Source organism: bacterium (assembly GCA_018812485.1).
GTDB lineage: Bacteria > JAHJDO01 > JAHJDO01 > JAHJDO01 > JAHJDO01 > JAHJDO01.
This window is the reverse complement of sequence record JAHJDO010000044.1, coordinates 1-17,533: the sequence shown is the minus strand read 5'-3', so window position 1 is coordinate 17,533 and position 17,533 is coordinate 1. Positions and strand designations below refer to the sequence as shown.

At 39.6% G+C, this 17,533-nt stretch carries 14 protein-coding genes, 2 tRNA genes and 3 rRNA genes; all 19 read left to right on the top strand.

The window, feature by feature from the left end; genetic code table 11:
• Positions 1-539: ribosomal RNA gene (locus tag KKC91_03620) — 16S ribosomal RNA — on the top strand; the annotation flags it as partial.
• A gap of 83 nt (positions 540-622) precedes the next feature.
• A tRNA-Ile gene (locus KKC91_03615) sits at positions 623-698 on the top strand.
• Between the two features lie 82 nt (positions 699-780).
• Positions 781-856, top strand: a tRNA-Ala gene (locus KKC91_03610).
• A gap of 122 nt (positions 857-978) precedes the next feature.
• A 23S ribosomal RNA gene (locus tag KKC91_03605) occupies positions 979-4,016 on the top strand.
• Positions 4,017-4,037: 21 nt separating this feature from the next.
• Positions 4,038-4,154: ribosomal RNA gene (rrf, locus tag KKC91_03600) — 5S ribosomal RNA — on the top strand.
• Between the two features lie 66 nt (positions 4,155-4,220).
• Positions 4,221-5,042 carry a 3-deoxy-8-phosphooctulonate synthase gene (gene kdsA, locus KKC91_03595; protein MBU0477637.1) on the top strand — a complete coding sequence of 274 codons (822 nt, stop codon included), beginning with the start codon at positions 4,221-4,223 and terminating at the stop codon, positions 5,040-5,042.
• Between the two features lie 4 nt (positions 5,043-5,046).
• Positions 5,047-6,009 (top strand): KpsF/GutQ family sugar-phosphate isomerase, encoded by a 963-nt coding sequence (locus tag KKC91_03590; protein ID MBU0477636.1) that lies wholly within the window; start codon positions 5,047-5,049, stop codon positions 6,007-6,009.
• 15 nt (positions 6,010-6,024) lie between these two features.
• A complete protein-coding gene (locus KKC91_03585; protein MBU0477635.1) occupies positions 6,025-6,927 on the top strand; it encodes an NAD(+)/NADH kinase in 903 nt (300 codons plus the stop codon).
• A 13-nt stretch (positions 6,928-6,940) separates the two neighbouring features.
• Positions 6,941-7,144, top strand: coding sequence for a 4Fe-4S binding protein (locus tag KKC91_03580; protein MBU0477634.1), 204 nt, complete (start codon positions 6,941-6,943; stop codon positions 7,142-7,144).
• A gap of 119 nt (positions 7,145-7,263) precedes the next feature.
• Positions 7,264-9,012, top strand: coding sequence for a phospholipid carrier-dependent glycosyltransferase (locus KKC91_03575; protein ID MBU0477633.1), 1,749 nt, complete (start codon positions 7,264-7,266; stop codon positions 9,010-9,012).
• Between the two features lie 9 nt (positions 9,013-9,021).
• Complete coding sequence (locus KKC91_03570) at positions 9,022-10,110, top strand: 3-methyl-2-oxobutanoate dehydrogenase subunit VorB (GenBank protein ID MBU0477632.1); 1,089 nt, start codon at positions 9,022-9,024, stop codon at positions 10,108-10,110.
• The gene (locus KKC91_03565) at positions 10,107-10,850 is read left to right on the top strand and encodes a 2-oxoglutarate oxidoreductase (protein MBU0477631.1); all 744 of its coding nucleotides are present in this window, start codon (positions 10,107-10,109) and stop codon (positions 10,848-10,850) included. Before KKC91_03570 ends, KKC91_03565 begins: the two co-directional genes overlap by 4 nt.
• 2 nt (positions 10,851-10,852) lie before the next feature.
• Positions 10,853-11,383 (top strand): 2-oxoacid:acceptor oxidoreductase family protein, encoded by a 531-nt coding sequence (locus tag KKC91_03560; GenBank protein ID MBU0477630.1) that lies wholly within the window; start codon positions 10,853-10,855, stop codon positions 11,381-11,383.
• Complete coding sequence (gene rfaE1, locus KKC91_03555; GenBank protein MBU0477629.1) at positions 11,380-12,375, top strand: D-glycero-beta-D-manno-heptose-7-phosphate kinase; 996 nt, start codon at positions 11,380-11,382, stop codon at positions 12,373-12,375. The genes KKC91_03560 and rfaE1 overlap by 4 nt, the downstream gene beginning before the upstream one ends.
• Entirely contained in the window at positions 12,372-13,094 is a 723-nt protein-coding gene (locus KKC91_03550; GenBank protein ID MBU0477628.1) for a metallophosphatase family protein, read from the top strand. Before rfaE1 ends, KKC91_03550 begins: the two co-directional genes overlap by 4 nt.
• Entirely contained in the window at positions 13,087-15,138 is a 2,052-nt protein-coding gene (gene ligA, locus KKC91_03545; protein ID MBU0477627.1) for an NAD-dependent DNA ligase LigA, read from the top strand. The genes KKC91_03550 and ligA overlap by 8 nt, the downstream gene beginning before the upstream one ends.
• A complete protein-coding gene (locus KKC91_03540; GenBank protein ID MBU0477626.1) occupies positions 15,128-15,757 on the top strand; it encodes an MBL fold metallo-hydrolase in 630 nt (209 codons plus the stop codon). Before ligA ends, KKC91_03540 begins: the two co-directional genes overlap by 11 nt.
• Positions 15,754-16,638, top strand: a complete 885-nt coding sequence (gene xerD, locus KKC91_03535; GenBank protein ID MBU0477625.1) for a site-specific tyrosine recombinase XerD — start codon at positions 15,754-15,756, stop codon at positions 16,636-16,638. Before KKC91_03540 ends, xerD begins: the two co-directional genes overlap by 4 nt.
• A gap of 93 nt (positions 16,639-16,731) precedes the next feature.
• The gene (locus KKC91_03530) at positions 16,732-17,184 is read left to right on the top strand and encodes a hypothetical protein (GenBank protein MBU0477624.1); all 453 of its coding nucleotides are present in this window, start codon (positions 16,732-16,734) and stop codon (positions 17,182-17,184) included.
• The last annotated feature ends 349 nt before the right edge of the window (positions 17,185-17,533 follow it).

Genomic DNA, 17,533 nt, shown 5'->3' with positions numbered 1-17,533 from the left:
GTTTTTGAAAGGTTTGGGAAACCAAGCCCCTTCGAGCAATTGGACAAATTCACAGGTGCTGCATGGCTGTCGTCAGCTCGTGTCGTGAGATGTTGGGTTAAGTCCCGCAACGAGCGCAACCCTTATCGTTAGTTGCTAGCAGGTTATGCTGAGAACTCTAACGAGACTGCCGGTGATAAACCGGAGGAAGGTGGGGATGACGTCAAGTCCTCATGGCCCTTATGTCCCGGGCTACACACGTACTACAATGGGGTATACAAATGGTTGCAAGACTGTGAAGTGGAGCCAATCCCAAAAAGTATCCCTCAGTTCGGATTGCAGGCTGAAATTCGCCTGCATGAAGTTGGAATCGCTAGTAATCGCAGATCATCATGCTGCGGTGAATACGTTCCCGGGCCTTGTACACACCGCCCGTCACACCAGCTGAATCAGGTGTACCCGAAGCTCCCGAGTATTCGGGAAATAAGGTATGCTTGGTGAGGGGGGTGAAGTCGTAACAAGGTAGCCGTATCGGAAGGTGCGGCTGGATCACCTCCTTTCTAAGGAGAAAAGGTTGTGTTAAAGAAAGATGACAAAGACCGCTGAATTCGCTTAAAAAAATTAAATGTGGTTATAGGCAGTTGGGCCTATAGCTCAGCTGTGGTTAGAGCGCACGCCTGATAAGCGTGAGGTCGATGGTTCAACTCCATCTAGGCCCACAAAAAGCGGCTAACGCCGCTTACTATTGGTTGATAGCTACTAGCTTAGCTTTTAGCTGACAGTAGAAGCGCAGCTTTTTTTGGGGGTGTAGCTCAGTTGGGAGAGCGCCACACTTGCACTGTGGATGTCGCAGGTTCGACTCCTGTCATCTCCACCAAAAATGAGTAAAGTTCATTTGCTTTTTGCCAGTAGCTGTAAGCTGCTGATAAAAGCGAAGTTTTTTTGTTCTTTGAAAATCGAAACATAGAGAAAATGGCTAAAGAAAAGTATTAAATTTATGGTCAAGTTACAAAGAGTATATGACGGATGCCTTGGTGCCAGTAGGCGAAGAAGGACGTGGTAAGCTACGATAAGCCCTGGGGAGTTGCAAACTAACATTGATCCAGGGATTTCCGAATGGGAAAACCCATCATAGGTAATGCTATGATATCCTTTTGGAGGCTAAACTAAGGGAAGTGAAACATCTCAGTACCTTGGGAAAAGAAAGCAAAAGCGATTTCCTGAGTAGCGGCGAGCGAAATGGAATCAGCCTAAACCTAGTGAATGAAATATCCTGTGAGAGTTGTTCAATAGGGGTTATAGGATTTGTTGTAATTAAGACACAGCTTAATTGGCAAGTTAGAAAGATATATCTTAGCTGAATAATTCTGGAAAGAATAACCAAAGAAGGTGATAGTCCTGTAAGTGAAGAGATGTGTTCTTGCTAAATAAGTCCTGAGTAACGCGGGACACGTGGAATCTTGTGTGAAGGTAGGAGGACCATCTCCTAAGGCTAAATACTAACTGGTGACCGATAGTGAACAAGTACCGTGAGGGAAAGGTGAAAAGAACTCCTTTTAGGAGAGTGAAATAGTACCTGAAATCATATACTTACAAGCGGTAGGAGGGCTATGTTCTTGCTTCGGCAGGAAAATGCCTGACTGCGTGCCTTTTGTATAATGAACCGGCGAGTTACATAGGTGTAGCAAGGCTAATCCCGTAGAGTGGGGGTAACCGTAGCGAAAGCGAGTACTAAGTGTGCGTATAGTTGCATCTAGTAGACCCGAAGCTGGGTGATCTACCCATGGCCAGAGTGAAACTCTGTTAAAACGGAGTGAAGGCTCGAACTAGTTGGTGTTGAAAAACCATTGGATGAGCTGTGGGTAGGGGTGAAAGGCCAATCAAACCCAGTGATAGCTGGTTCTCCCCGAAATATTTTTAGGAATAGCCTCATATAAATTAGATAATAGAGGTAGAGCACTGGCTGAGCTAAGAGCCTTACCAGGTTACTAAGCCCAATCAAACTCCGAATACTATTGTCTGTACTATGGGAGTCAGAATGTGGGGGATAAGCTCCATGTTCAAGAGGGAAACAGCCCAGACCATCAGTTAAGGGCCCAAAGTATGAACTAAGTGGCTAAGGATGTTGGAATGCAAAGACAGCCAGGATGTTGGCTTAGAAGCAGCCATTCATTTAAAGAGTGCGTAACAGCTCACTGGTCAAGTGATCTTGCGCCGAAAATTCACGGGACTTAAGTTCATCTCCGAAACTATGGGTTTTGTTTAATCTTTGGATTAAGCAGAGCGGTAGGGGAGCGTTCCATGTTAGGTTGAAGCTCGATCGTAAGGACGAGTCGACGAAATGGAAGTGATTATGCCGGTATGAGTAACGATAATGTCGATGAGAAAGCGATACGCCTAAAGTCCAAGGTTTCCTCCGCAATGGTAATCAACGGAGGGTTAGTCGGGTCCTAAGTCGAGGTTGAAAAACGTAGACGATGGGTAATCTGCTAATATTCAGATGCTATTTAATTTGCGTTTGAACAAAGGGGGGACACGGGAAGTAAAGCCAGCACACGGATGGAAGTGTGTGTCCAAGCTTGTAGAGGGTCTCAATAGGTAAATCCGTTGGGATGCAACCTCGAGGAGTGTTAGGGAGTCTGATCTACGGAGAAGGCGAACTGGCTCTATCTATACCGTCAAGAAAAGCCTCTAGTGAGTGAATTAAGTATCCGTACCGTAAACCGACACAGGTGGACAGGGAGGGGATCCTGAGGCGCTCGAGTGAACTCTCGTTAAGGAACTCTGCAAATTAGCCCCGTAACTTCGGAAGAAGGGGTGTTTTTACAGGTGAGGTTTCTTGCAAACTGAGCATGTAAAAATCACAGTAAAGGGGTCCAGGCGACTGTTTAGCAAAAACACAGGTCTCTGCTAAATCATAAGATGATGTATAGGGACTGACACCTGCCCGGTGCCAGAAGGTTAAGAAAAGGGGTTATTTTCCCGATTTATTGGGGGGAGAAGCTCTGGATTGAAGCCCTGGTAAACGGCGGCCGTAACTATAACGGTCCTAAGGTAGCGAAATTCCTTGTCGGGTAAGTTCCGACCTGCACGAATGGTGTAACGATCTGGACACTGTCTCAACGAGAGGCTCGGTGAAATTGTAGTAATGGTGAAGATGCCATTTTCCCGCGACAAGACGGAAAGACCCCGTGAACCTTTACTGCAGCTTGATATTGGGTTTTAGTATGATTTGTAGAGGATAGGTGGGAGGCTATGATATCTCGGCGCTAGTCGGGATTGAGCCGACCTTGGAATACCACCCTGATTATATCAGAACTCTAACCTTGTTCTTTGAATCAAGACAGGGGAAAGTATCTGGTAGGCAGTTTGACTGGGGCGGTCACCTCCTAAAAAGTAACGGAGGTGCCCTAAGGTTTCCTCAATACGGTCGGTAATCGTATGTAGAGTGTAAAGGCAAAAGGAAGCCTGACTGCGAGACTTACAAGTCGAGCAGGTGCGAAAGCAGGGCTTAGTGATCCGGCGGTTCTGAATGGAAGGGCCGTCGCTCATCGGATAAAAGGTACTCCGGGGATAACAGGCTTATCTCCCCCAAGAGTTCACATCGACGGGGAGGTTTGGCACCTCGATGTCGGCTCATCGCATCCTGGGGCTGAAGTAGGTCCCAAGGGTTCGGCTGTTCGCCGATTAAAGCGGTACGCGAGCTGGGTTCAGAACGTCGTAAGACAGTTCGGTCCCTATCTGTCGTGGGCGTAGGATATTTGAGAGGAGCTGTTCTTAGTACGAGAGGACCGGAACGGACGAACCTCCGGTGTATCAGTTGTCACGCCAGTGGCATAGCTGAGTAGCTGAGTTCGGAAAGGATAAATGCTGAAAGCATATAAGCATCAAGCCTCCCTCAAGATTTGATATCCCTTTCCCCGAAGAAGTTCGAGGAACTGAAGATCTCCCGTAGACTACGGGATTGATAGGCTGGAAGTGTAAGTACAGTGATGTATTTAGCTTACCAGTACTAATAGATCGTGAGACTTGACCATAAATTATTTTTTTAAAGAATTCCCGGTAGTGATAGGAGAGGAGAAATACCCGTTCCCATTTCGAATACGGAAGTTAAGCCCTCTACCGCCGATGGTACTATTCTGGTGACGGAATGGGAGAGTAGGTAGCTGCCGGGTTTTTTATTGTTGATTTTTATTACAGGTTTCGTGCATAATGCTAACAATCCAGGGAGAGAATACTGAATGAAAGAGATAGTAGTACATAATATAAAAATAAGTAATATAAATCCTATTGTTTTGATTGCGGGGCCGTGTGTTATTGAGGAGGGAAAAATTCCTTTTAAGATTGCAGAGGAACTATTAAAGATAACAGATGATTTGGGAATTCCTTTCATATACAAAGCGTCTTATGATAAAGCTAATAGATCATCCATTGGTTCTTTTAGAGGAATTGGAATAGATAAGGCTTTGAAAGTGCTTTCCAGAATAAAGGAGCAGTTTAATATCCCTGTCCTCTCGGATGTTCATTCAAAAGAAGAAGTTGCCATAGTAAAGGATGTTTTGGACATTATGCAGATACCGGCGTTTTTATGCAGACAGACGGATCTACTGGTAAGCGCAGGTGAAACCGGCAAGGTGGTAAATGTGAAAAAGGGACAGTTTATGTCTCCGTGGGAGATGAAGAATGTTGTTGATAAAATTCTCTCAACAAAAAACGAAAAAATCATGCTGACAGAAAGAGGAACTAGTTTTGGATATAATAACCTAGTTGTTGACTTTCGCGGGCTTTCTACAATGGCGCACCTTGGATATCCTGTTATATTTGACGCAACGCATAGTGTTCAACTTCCGGGAGGTATGGGAACATCTTCCGGGGGGCAGAGAGAATTTGTAGAACCTCTTATTAAAGCTGCTGTTGCTGTAGGCTGCGCAGGCCTTTTTTTGGAGGTTCATATTAGTCCGGATGAAGCTCTTTGTGATGGGGCAAATATGATATCAGTTAAAGAATTGCCGGATCTATTAAAAAGAGCAATATCTATCGATAAACAGGTTAAAGAGGGATAATTTAGTGATTCTGAAAACTGCAAAAAAAGTATTAAGAATAGAAGCAGAAGCAATAAGAAATTTAATTCCGAAATTGAATAAGAGTTTTGAGGATGCTGTAAAGCTTATACTATCATGTAAAGGAAGGGTTGTTGTAACAGGCATAGGCAAGTCAGGAATTATAGGTAAGAAGATAGTTGCTACACTTGCCAGCACAGGTACTCCATCGCTTTTTCTTCATCCTTCAGAAGGTTCCCATGGTGATTTAGGAATGATAACAAAGAGTGATATTGTTATAGCAATATCAAATAGCGGGGAGACAGAGGAAATAAATAATCTTTTGTCTTTTTTTAAGAAGAGAAAAGCTAAAATAATTTCGATGACGGGTGGGAAGAATTCAACTCTTGCGAGACACAGCGATCTGGTTTTAGACATAGGGGTTAAGCAGGAAGCTTGTCCGCTGGGTCTTGCTCCAACAGCGAGTACTACAGCAACGCTTGCAATGGGAGATGCACTCGCTATAGCGCTTCTTGAAGAGAGAGATTTCAAAAGAGAGGATTACGCCCTTCTGCATCCGGCCGGTAGTTTGGGAAGAAGACTAAGTCTTAAAGTAAAGGATATTATGAAAACAGGAAAACAAATTCCAATTGTTAAACATAATATTACGATGAGAGAAGCAATAGCAGAAATCTCCGCAAAAGGATTTGGGTTTGCATTGGTTTTAGATGCTGATAGGAAATTAAAAGGTATTGTTACGGACGGAGATGTTAGGCGCAGTGTTAAAGTTGAAGGTTTTTTGAATAAAAAAGTTACCACGTTTATGAGTAGAGATCCGAAAACAATTGATAAGAATTCTCTTGCGGTAGAAGCTCTTGAAAAGATAGAAAAATACTCGATAACTTCATTATTGATACTTAATAGAAAAGGCATCCCTGAAGGAGTTATTCACCTTCATGATTTACTTGGCAGAACTAAGTTTAGGTTTTAAGGTAAATAGATAGCAATGGTTAAAGACATAACGAGAATTGGCATAGTCGGTAATCCTAGGAAGTTATCCGCTTTAAAACTGGCTAGGGATTTATCTAACTGGTTGGGCAAAAAAGGGATAAGAGTCTTTGTGTCTCATGATTGCTCAGAGATGCTTTTAGATAAAAAACTTGCCGTAGAAAATGAAGAATTATTATCCAATATAGATATCTTGATTGCTTTAGGTGGAGATGGAACACTACTTAGTGCAGCAAGGCTTGTTTCATCATCAGGCATACCAATTCTTGGGGTTAATCTTGGTGGACTCGGTTTTCTCACAGAGATTAATTATTCGCGAATATACGAAGTTCTGGAGCAGGTTTTAGGCAACAAGTTTTCTATTGAAAATCGGATGCTGATTAATGGATACGTTTCAAGAAAGGGAAAAGGGAGGGTTTTCCCTTTCTCTGCACTTAATGATGCAGTAATAACCACAGAAGCAATTGCAAGAGTTCTAAAACTTGAGACTTCGATAGATAGGCAATATGTGACCACATATATTGCAGATGGATTAATTATATCAACACCGACAGGCTCTACGGCCTATTCTCTTTCAGCCGGAGGGCCAATTGTGCATCCTGCTCTAAAAGCAATAATTATCACTCCAATATGTCCTCATACACTAACTAACAGACCTATTATTGTTTCAGAAAAAAGCTCTATTTCTGTTGAGCCAATATTTGAGGCTAATAAAATAGCGTTAACGATTGATGGACAGATTAAATTTGACTTGCTGTATCCTGATAAGCTAATTATAAAAAAAGCTCCATATACTTTGAAATTAATTTCGTTACCTGAAAATGATTTTTTTGCAATACTCAGGAAAAAGCTCAAGTGGAGTGGACATTCAGTAAATCCCGAAAGCATTCGGGATAAGTAAAAGGTGCTCTGTTATGCCCAACGTGGTTATAGACAAGGAGAGATGCAAAGGGTGTGGGCTTTGTATATCAGTATGCTCCAGAAAAGCATTAAATATATCAAAGATGCAAAATTCAAAGGGTTTTTTCCCTGCAGAGGTTGCCTGTCCAGAGAAATGTACATCCTGTACTTTTTGTGGGTTAGTTTGTCCTGATGTAGCAATTCAAATATACAAGTGAGATTTTCCTATATACTTTCCCAGATTATTCTGCTCGCATTTATTTTTACAATAACTTTAGGACTTGGTAAAAAGATATTAGATCTTTCTAAATTGAGGGCGAAGTCCCTTCTTGAGGAAATGTCCCTATCATTTGGACTGGGATTGGGAATACTATCTATTCTAGTGCTGCTTATTGGTTTTGCTAAGGGGTTAAATAGATTTTGTCTGTACTCAGTATTATTAATGCTATGCATAATTTCAATCAGGGAGATCAAATACTTTTTTAGAATATTCAAGTCTAGCTTTTCTGAAAGATTTTCAAAAGAGATAATATCTCAACTTCCATATATCTCCGCATTTAACAAGTTTTTGATAATATCAATAGGACTAACAATATTTCTTGCCTTTACAGGCGCATTGGCACCTCCTTTGAACTATGATACCCTTTCATACCATCTTGCATTTCCAAAACTCTATGTGAGAGCCGGCAGGATATTCTTTATCCCTCACAATATGTATTCAAACCTTCCTTTCGGAGTAGAGATGTTCTATACCCTTGCCCTGGTAATAAAGGATGAAATATTGGCAAAACTAATACATTTTTCCATAGGTATCTTATGTGCTTTAACAATCTTTGTCATTGGAAGAAAATACTTCGGTAGGAATGTAGGCCTTTTGGCAGCTGCAATATTTTATAATATGCCTGCGGTATGTTTATCATCAACCTACGCCTTTAATGATCTTGGATTAGTGTTTTACGGTCTACTAATGCTTTTTTGTATTATTAATTGGTTTTCTAAGAATGAGGTAACATGGTTAATACTTGCCGGTATATTTTGTGGATTTGCAATCAGCACTAAATACACAGGTGCATTATATTTTATTCCTACTTCACTTATTTTTATTGTGGCCTTTATAGTTCTAAAAAAAGAGAAAGTTCTCAAGAATACATGTAGAAGTGTGCTCTTGTTTATATTCTTTGCGTCTCTCGCTTTTTTACCATGGCTTATAAAGAATCTTATATATACTCATAACCCAGTATATCCGTTGTTTTATAACATCTTTGGCGGCATTGACTGGAACAGAGAACTTGCACAAAGGTTTGCCAGATTTCACGTATCAAAGGATATGAATGTATTGCATATTGTCTCTCTATTATGGAAAGTGCCTCTGAATAACCAAGGGAGCGGAATTTTATTAATATTGCCTGTATTGTTTTTTACTAGGCTTAATAGGAATATAAAAATACTTATATCATACACAATACTGGTTTTTATACTCTGGATATTCTTTACGCATCGAATAATTAGATTCTTGCTTCCTTGTTTAGCCGTTGCAAGTATATTGACAGCATATGCTCTGGTGAATTTTAAAAAGAGCAAGATAATTTCAATAGTGTTACACATTCTTGTTATTGGATTTTTATGCTGGAACACATTTAAATTTGCAGCGACTGTTGGTTTTAACTTTTTTGATGCAGCGTATGGGAAAGTAACAAAGGAAGAATTCCTATCAAAAAATCTTTACCAGTATGGTGCGTTCAAATTTATTAATGAAAAGTTACCAGAAGATAGTAAAATCCTATTCGTAGGAGAGAATCAGAGTTTCTACTGCGATAGGGATTATGTTGGAAGCAGCCCTCTTGATGTTAACGATATTGTGGAGATATCTAACGCATCTGAGAATGCCAGCATTATTTATGCTAAATTGAGGGACACGAATATTACACACATATTATATAACGCCTCTGAGGTCAAAAGAGTCTCCAATACATATCGTTCATTCAACTGGAAATACGGTGCAGAGGAGAGGTTCAATGAATTCATAGCTGGATTTACTACTTGCCTATATTCCAAAAAAGGGGTATTCTTGTTTAAGTTGATATAGAGGATTTAAATGGCAGAGAAAGTCTTGATGTGTGGGAATGGCGCTGTTGGAGAGGGTGCGATTCAGGCGGGATGCAGACATTATTTTGGCTATCCTATAACTCCCCAGAATGAACTTACCGCATATATGGCAGAAAGGCTTGGTGAACTGGGAGGAGTCTTCATCCAGTCAGAAAGTGAACTTGCTGCCATTAACATGGTCTTTGGCGCGTCAGCGGCCGGTGCAAGAGCTATGACATCTTCATCCAGTCCTGGAATAAGTCTTAAACAGGAAGGAATCTCTTATATTGCAGGCGCGGAGCTTCCATGTGTAATTGTTAATGTAATGCGTGCTGGTCCAGGTTTGGGAGATATAACTCCTTCTCAGGCAGATTACTTTCAGGCAGTAAAAGGTGGAGGTCATGGAGATTATAGACTTATTACAATCGGGCCAGCCTCTGTTCAGGAGCTTTATGACTGGACAGCCAGAGCTTTTTACCTGGCAGACAAATACCGAAATCCTGTGATGATACTTGGAGATGGGTTCCTCGGGCAAATGATGGAGCCATTGGAAATAAGAAAGATAAAAGAGTTGAAACTTCCTCCAAAAACATGGGCGCTTACCGGCGCAAAAGACCGCAGTGCAAATGTAATTAGGACTCTGATGCTGAAAGTTGGAGAACTGGAAGCGCATAATAAGAAAATTCAGAACAAGTATAAAAGAATAGAGAAAGAGCTTGTAGAATACGAAACAGTGTTGACAGATGGCGCAGATATAATACTGGTAGCTTATGGTATGTGTGCGCGAATTTGTAAAGAATCTGTGTTTCTTTTGAGAAAAGAGGGAATAAAAGCCGGGTTGATTCGACCTATAACATTATGGCCTTATCCATCAGCAATAATAAGAAAGATAAGTAATCATGTCAGGTATATTCTTACTGTAGAGATGAGCGCAGGACAGATGGTTGAGGATGTAAAACTTGCGGTTTTGGGGAGATGCCCTGTGCATTTTTATGGAAGAATGGGGGGAGGAGTTCCTACGTCAGAAGAGATAGTAAATAGAATTAAAGAATTAGAGGCAAAAGGGCAAAAAGGCACAAAAAAAAGAGAATATAGATGAAGAAGATATTTGGCAGACCTAAATCTATGACAGACAAACCATTTCATTATTGCCCCGGTTGCGGGCATGGGATTGTCCATAGATTAATAGGTGAGGTAATAGATGAACTTGGCATTCAGGATAGAACTATTGGAGTTCCTCCTGTTGGATGCGCAGTTATTATGTATCATTATTTTAATATAGATATGACTGAAGCTCCTCATGGAAGAACACCTGCTGTTGCAACAGGAATAAAGCGGGTTCATCCTGATAAAGTTGTATTTACATATCAAGGAGATGGAGATCTTGCTGCTATAGGCACAGGAGAGATAATTCATGCAGCAAATCGCGGGGAAAGAATAACCACAATATTTGTAAATAATACCGTATATGGAATGACAGGCGGACAAATGGCTCCCACAACATTACTTAGTCAAAAGACAACAACAACTCCTTTAGGCAGAGATGCCAGGCTAATTGGATACCCAATAAAAATCTCAGAAATGCTGGCTATTACGGATGGATCTATTTATATAGAAAGAGTGGCAGTGAATAAACCGGCAAATATTATTAAAGCTAAAAAAGCCATCAAAAAAGCTTTTCAGGTACAGCTGGAAGACATGGGATTTTCAATGGTTGAGGTTCTGTCTCAGTGTCCTGTTAATCTTGGCATGACTCCACAGAAAGCGGCGGAGTGGATTGATAATACATTGATAAAGACCTATCCTCTTGGGGTGATTAAGGATAAAAGCGGAGAATAGTAATGCAGCGGATTCTTGTAGCTGGTTTTGGCGGGCAGGGAATAGTGTCAATGGGTAAGATGCTGGCATATGCCGGCATGAAAGAGGGTAAACACGTTACTTCTCTTCCTTCATATGGACCGGAAATGCGTGGAGGAACTGCAAATTGCTCAGTTATTATATCGGAAAGAGAAATAGCTTCTCCGTTTATATCAAATCCAGATACGCTTATTGTAATGAACCAGGCATCATTGGATAAATTTTCCAAACTTGTTTTGAATGATGGACTCATAATTGCGAACAGTAGTCTGGTAAAAATAAATAAGGATATAAGGACTAAAACGAGAGTTGTAGAAATTTCTGCAAATGATATAGCAATTGAGCTTGGAAATTTGAAAGTAGCAAATATGATTGTTTTAGGAGCATTTGCCAGGGAAACTGGTGAGGTAAAACTGGATTTTCTGAAGGCAGCTTTAGAAAAAATCCTTCCTCCTAGGAGACATAATCTTATCCCAATAAATGTTAAGGCATTAGAGAGAGGATTCGAGGTATGAAAGGTATAGATAAAAACCAGTTGAGACACGTGATAGCAGGGTTTAAGAGCACAAAAGTGCTTGTTGTAGGCGACCTGATGCTTGATAGATTTGTCTGGGGCACTGTGGAGCGCATCTCGCCTGAAGCACCTGTACCTGTTGTTAAAATCAGTTCTGAATCCGTTATGATGGGTGGCGCATCTAATGTTGCAAATAATATATGTGCACTTGGTGCAAAGGCATTAATTACAGGAATTATTGGAGACGATATTGCAGGAGAAGAATTTCTGCAGTTGGTAAAGAAACAGGGCATGAATGAGGATGGAATTATTCTAAGCAAGAAAAGACCAACTATAGTGAAGACAAGAATCATTGCTCAACATCAGCAAGTTGTCAGGACAGATAAGGAATTTGTCAGCCAGATTAAGTCTACAGAAGCAAAAAGAATACTTGCATATATCAAATCCAATATGCGTGAAATTTCTGCCATTGTCATATCTGATTACGGGAAGGGCATTGTAACACGGTATCTAGTTAAACAAATTATAAAGTTGAACAGAGAATTTAATTATCCAATTATTGTTGACCCTATACCAAGACATCTTACATATTACAAGAACGTAACTATGATAACACCAAATAATCATGAAGCGGGAGAGAGTCTTAAAACAGAGATAAAGGATGAACAAAGTTTAGTGCGGGTAGGGAAGAGTTTATTAAAGTTATTACAGGCAAATTCAATATTAATCACTCGCGGAGAGAAGGGAATGTCCCTTTTTGAAAGAGACGGCAAAGTAGCCAATATTCCAACTGTTGCAAAAGAGGTTTTTGATGTAACCGGAGCAGGAGATACAGTTGTTGGAGTGCTTGCATTGTGTCTTGGAAATAAAGCATCAATGTATGAATCTGCATATATTGCAAACCATGCTGCGGGTATTGTTGTTGGGAAGCTTGGAACAGCCACAGTGTCTATAGATGAACTGAGAAAAAGTCTGGGGAATGATATTGCATGAAGTACGGTCTACTATCAGATATACATGCTAACCTGGAAGCGTTGAATGCTGTTCTGGAAAAATTTAAAGAGGAGCGGGTTGAGAAAAATATATGTTTAGGTGATATAGTTGGCTATGGAGCAAATCCGAATGAATGCGTTGAACTTATCAAAGATAATGATTTCGAATGTGTTGCAGGAAACCATGATTGGGCAGTTATCGGCAAGCAGGATATAGAATACTTCAATCCGATAGCAAAAGAGTCTGTAATATGGACTGCTGACACACTGACTGGTAATAATAAGGAATATTTAGAGCAGCTTGAATTAGAGAAAGAGTTTCCTGAATTTGTTATTGTTCATGCAACGATACTTGAGCCTGACCAGTGGAAATATGTAAGAACAACTCTTGATGCTCATCGCAACTTTAAAGAACTTACAAAACCTGTGTGTTTTTTCAGCCATTCCCATGTCCCGATAGTTTTTAAAGAAACAGAGCGTCCTGAATATTCCTTTGACATGAGTATTAGTATTGAAGAAAACACCAAATATTTAATAAATGTCGGAAGTGTAGGACAGCCCAGAGACAAAAATCCTGACGCGTGTTATGCTATTTATGATACAGAGGAAAAGAAGATTGAGATAAAGAGAGTTTCTTATGATATTAAAGCAGCTCAGAATAAAATAAGAGAAGCAGACCTGCCTCGAGCATCGGCTTATAGACTGGAAACAGGTGAGTAAAAAGCAGACATATCTAAGTATAAAGAAGCTAAAAGAACAAATTGAGCACCATAATCGCAAGTATTACATAGATGCACAGCCTGAGATATCTGATCGTGAATATGATCTCTTACTGGAAGAGCTGATACGCCTGGAGCATGAATCCCCTGATTTAATTACTCCTGATTCCCCGTCACAGCGCGTAGGAGGCTCTCCTCTAAAGGAATTCAGGACTGTTACTCATCGCACACCAATGCTGAGTATAGCAAATACGTATTCTGAGGATGAAATAAAAGAATTTGATGCGCGCATGAAGAGAAATCTTGCAGGAGAGAATATTGATTATGTTGTTGAATTAAAGATTGATGGAGTGGCAGTAAACTTGGTCTATGAAAATGGAATTTTTGCGGTTGGAACAAGTCGTGGAGATGGCATACATGGAGATGATATAACCAAGAATTTAAGAACAATAAAGACAATTCCTCTGAGGCTGCAAATGTTAGACTCAGTATTTTCTGTTCTTGAGGTTCGGGGTGAGGTGTATATGCCCAAAGATGTTTTTAGACAGATAAATAAAGAGAAAGAAGAGAAAGGCGAAGCCTTATTCGCAAATCCAAGAAATGCAGCTGCAGGTTCACTGAAACTTCTTGATCCGAAGATGGTTGCGCAAAGGCATCTCAATATTTTTGTCTATGAAATTGGATATATGGAGGGAACTAGTTGTAGCAGCCATGTGAGTACTTTGAAGTTACTGGCCAAATATGGGTTTCGCACAAATCCTCACATTCAGTATTGCAAGACTATTAGTGAAGTTATTGAATATTGCAATACCTGGCAATTAAAGCGTGAGGAGTTAGGATATGAAACAGATGGCATGGTAATAAAAGTAAACTCAATAACCCAAAGGCACAAGCTTGGTGCTACAGGTAAAAGCCCACGCTGGCTGATAGCATACAAATTTCCCGCAAAACAGGCAACTACGATTCTTGAGGATATTGTTGTACAGGTAGGAAGAACAGGAATATTAACACCTGTTGCTGTGCTTAAACCAGTTGCTTTGGCAGGCACAACGGTAAGTCGGGCTACATTGCATAATCAGGACGAAATAATCCGCAAGGATATTAGAATTTTGGATAGAGTTGTGATTGAAAAGGGGGGAGATGTTATTCCCAAGATAGTAAGCGTTATAAAAGAGGTCCGCACAGGGAAAGAAAGAGAGTTTATAATGCCGGATAAGTGTCCTGTATGCGGCAGTGATGTAAAGAAAGCAAAAGGAGAAGTTGCGTACAGATGTGAGAATCTGAGGTGCCCTGCTCAACTTGAGAGAAGAATACAGCATTTTGCTTCAAGACGTGCAATGGATATAGAAAACATGGGTCCTGCAATTATAACTCAGCTTGTAGAGAAAGAAGTCGTTAAGGATTATGCGGATTTATATTTTTTAGAGTTTGACAATCTTATTAAATTAGAACGAATGGGAGATATTCTGGCAAATAAAATAATAAGAAATATCAAAGAAAGCAAAAACAGGTCTCTATCAAGATTGATTTTTGCGCTTGGAATCCCACATGTGGGAATTTTATCTGCAGAGATTTTGGCAAAATTTTTTTCTTCTATTGAGCAATTAAGAACAGCGAAAAAAGAGGAGCTTGAAGCAATAGGGGAAATAGGTGAGATAATGGCAAGCAGCATTTCATGCTTTTTTAGAAGGCCAGACACAATAGAGGTGTTAGGGAAGCTAAAGAATGCCGGTATAAAAATGGAAGAAGAAAAATCAGAGATTTTAGAAGCAGAATCTCTCTCAAGTAAAGTTTTTGCAGGCAAAAATTTTGCAGGTAAAAATTTCGTCCTAACAGGGACACTAACTAAGTATAAGAGACATCAGGCTTCCGAAATAATAAATAGGCTTGGAGGAAGTATAAGCGAAAGTGTTGGTAAAAAAACAAGTTTTTTACTTGCAGGTACTTCCCCTGGCTCTAAATATAATAAAGCTAAGAAATTAGGAATTACTATACTAACAGAAGAAGAATTTTTGAAAATGGTTAAGGATAATGATGATAATTAAGAAGTTAGTAGTCGGATTCCTTGAAACTAATTGCTATATAATTGGATGTGAGCGGACAAAAAAGGCTTTTATAGTTGATCCGGGAGCAGAAAGCTCCAGAATTATAGAAGAGGTTAAGAAGGAGCATCTGAATCCGGAATATATTATTAATACACATGGCCACGGAGATCATATAGGTGCTAATGAGAATATAAAGCAAGAATTTGAAGATTTAAAAATATTAATTCATGCAAATGATAAAGATATGCTTATAGATGCTTCTAAAAATCTCTCAGCAGATTTTGCTATGAACTATGTATCTCCTTCAGCAGATCTTGTGCTTAACGGAGGAGAAATAATAGAAGTCGGAGACCTCGAACTGGAGATATTGTTTACTCCGGGACATACTCCAGGAGGTATTTCTATTTTTATTAGAAAAGGAAAAACAGTATTTACAGGCGATGCGCTTTTTTGTGGCTCAGTAGGTAGAACGGATTTCCCTTCGGGTTCTGGCATAGATTTAATAAAAGGCATTAAAGAAAAACTCATGGTTTTGGATTCGGATGTTGTTATATATCCCGGACATGGCCCGGATTCTACAATTGGAAAAGAAAGAGAAAGCAATCCTTTTCTTGTATGAATCAATTACTTGACCAGTTTATAGATTATCTTTCAGTAGAACGAGGGCTCGCTCTCAACACATTAGAGGCTTATAAAAGAGATTTAACTAAATTCTTGGGTTTTTTGGATAGAGAATCTAGTGTCAGCATAGAAGGTGTAGGTCCCAGAGATATAATAGCCTATCTTATTTATCTTAGAAAAAGCAAGCTTGCCATACGTTCCATTTCAAGAAATCTAGTTGCCGTAAGAATGTTTTATAAGTTTCTGGTTAATGAAGATGTAATAAACGACGATCCTACTCTAAATTTAGATTCTCCAAAAACAGGTTTGTCTTTACCAGAAGTGCTTTCTCAGGATGAAGTAGAGAAATTGTTGACTTTACCAGATAATAAAGAACAGGGAATAAAAGATAAAGCAATACTTGAGCTCCTCTATGCTACAGGTATGAGAGTATCAGAGCTTATCAATCTTCCTATTGATAATATAGATTTGCATGAGGGTTATCTGAAGTGTATTGGCAAGGGCTCAAAGGAGCGCATTATACCTGTTGGCAGAAAAGCTCAAAAAGCTGTAAAAAAATACATAGATGTAGTAAGGAGCAAATATGTTGCCAGAGGGAACAGTAATATGCTTTTTATAACCCGGCTTGGCAAGAGATATACACGACAGGGTATATGGAAAATAATAAAAAGGTACTCCGTATTAATGGGCATGAATAAAGAGATAACAGTTCACACATTAAGGCACTGTTTTGCTACGCATCTTCTCTCCCATGGCGCGGATCTAAGGTCTGTTCAGGAAATGCTTGGTCATGTGGATATTTCCACCACACAAATTTATACTCACATAGACAGAGCCCGTCTCAGAGAAGTTCACCAAAAGTTTCATCCAAGAGGGTAATAGTCTGCATTGTCTTGTTAAAGCATAATAAATTGGGTATAATTAAAACAGTTTTATAACGAGGGAATAGATGTATTCCGTGTATTGATTGTTATGAGTAAAATAAGAAATGGAAAATCTTATACGTATATATTTTTAATATGTTTTATATTTACATTGCTATATGTAAATTCTCTTTATGCATGGTCTGGTCTTGGCCCTTCGATTGAAAAACAATATGAAGATGCTGATGTAATATTTAAAGGGGAAGTTATAAAAATTAATTTCAATTTGTGGGATAAAATCTCGGGGAAAAAAGAACCAAGAATTGAGGTAGTATTTGATGTTTGCTACTACTGGAAAGGGATAAACAGTAATAGAGTGGTATTGCACACGGTGTTTAATAAATTCACGGGACGCGGTTTTTATTTCGAGAAAGATAAAAAATATATCGTATTTGCACACAAGAAAGACAATAAATTGGATGTAAATGTCTATAATGTCTTTCTAAATACTAATGAAGAAGTTGCGAGGTTACTGGGAGAGCCGTTAGGAAAATTTGAATAAATAAATGAAAAATGAACTCATAACAAATCAATCCACCCGACCTGTCTCGCCACTTGGCGGCTCCCCAGGCGGGTGATTTAGATCGTTAAATGTAGAATTAAAGAGAAGAGATGGCTAAGTTTTTTTTATTTTTCCTTTTCTTAGTTTTAATTTTTATTACCATAAAGCAACCCGCCTATTCTAATGAATTTGTAATTAACAGTATCGGAAGGTAATGCAAGAAGTTTTATGCAAATTCATACTATCAATCTCTCCTAAGGACTGTAAATTATCAGTCATCTCCTAAATTGTTTATGCTACTTCTCTTCACCTTGTGGATACTGCCGTTCTGTGTATAACTCTTCGAGTT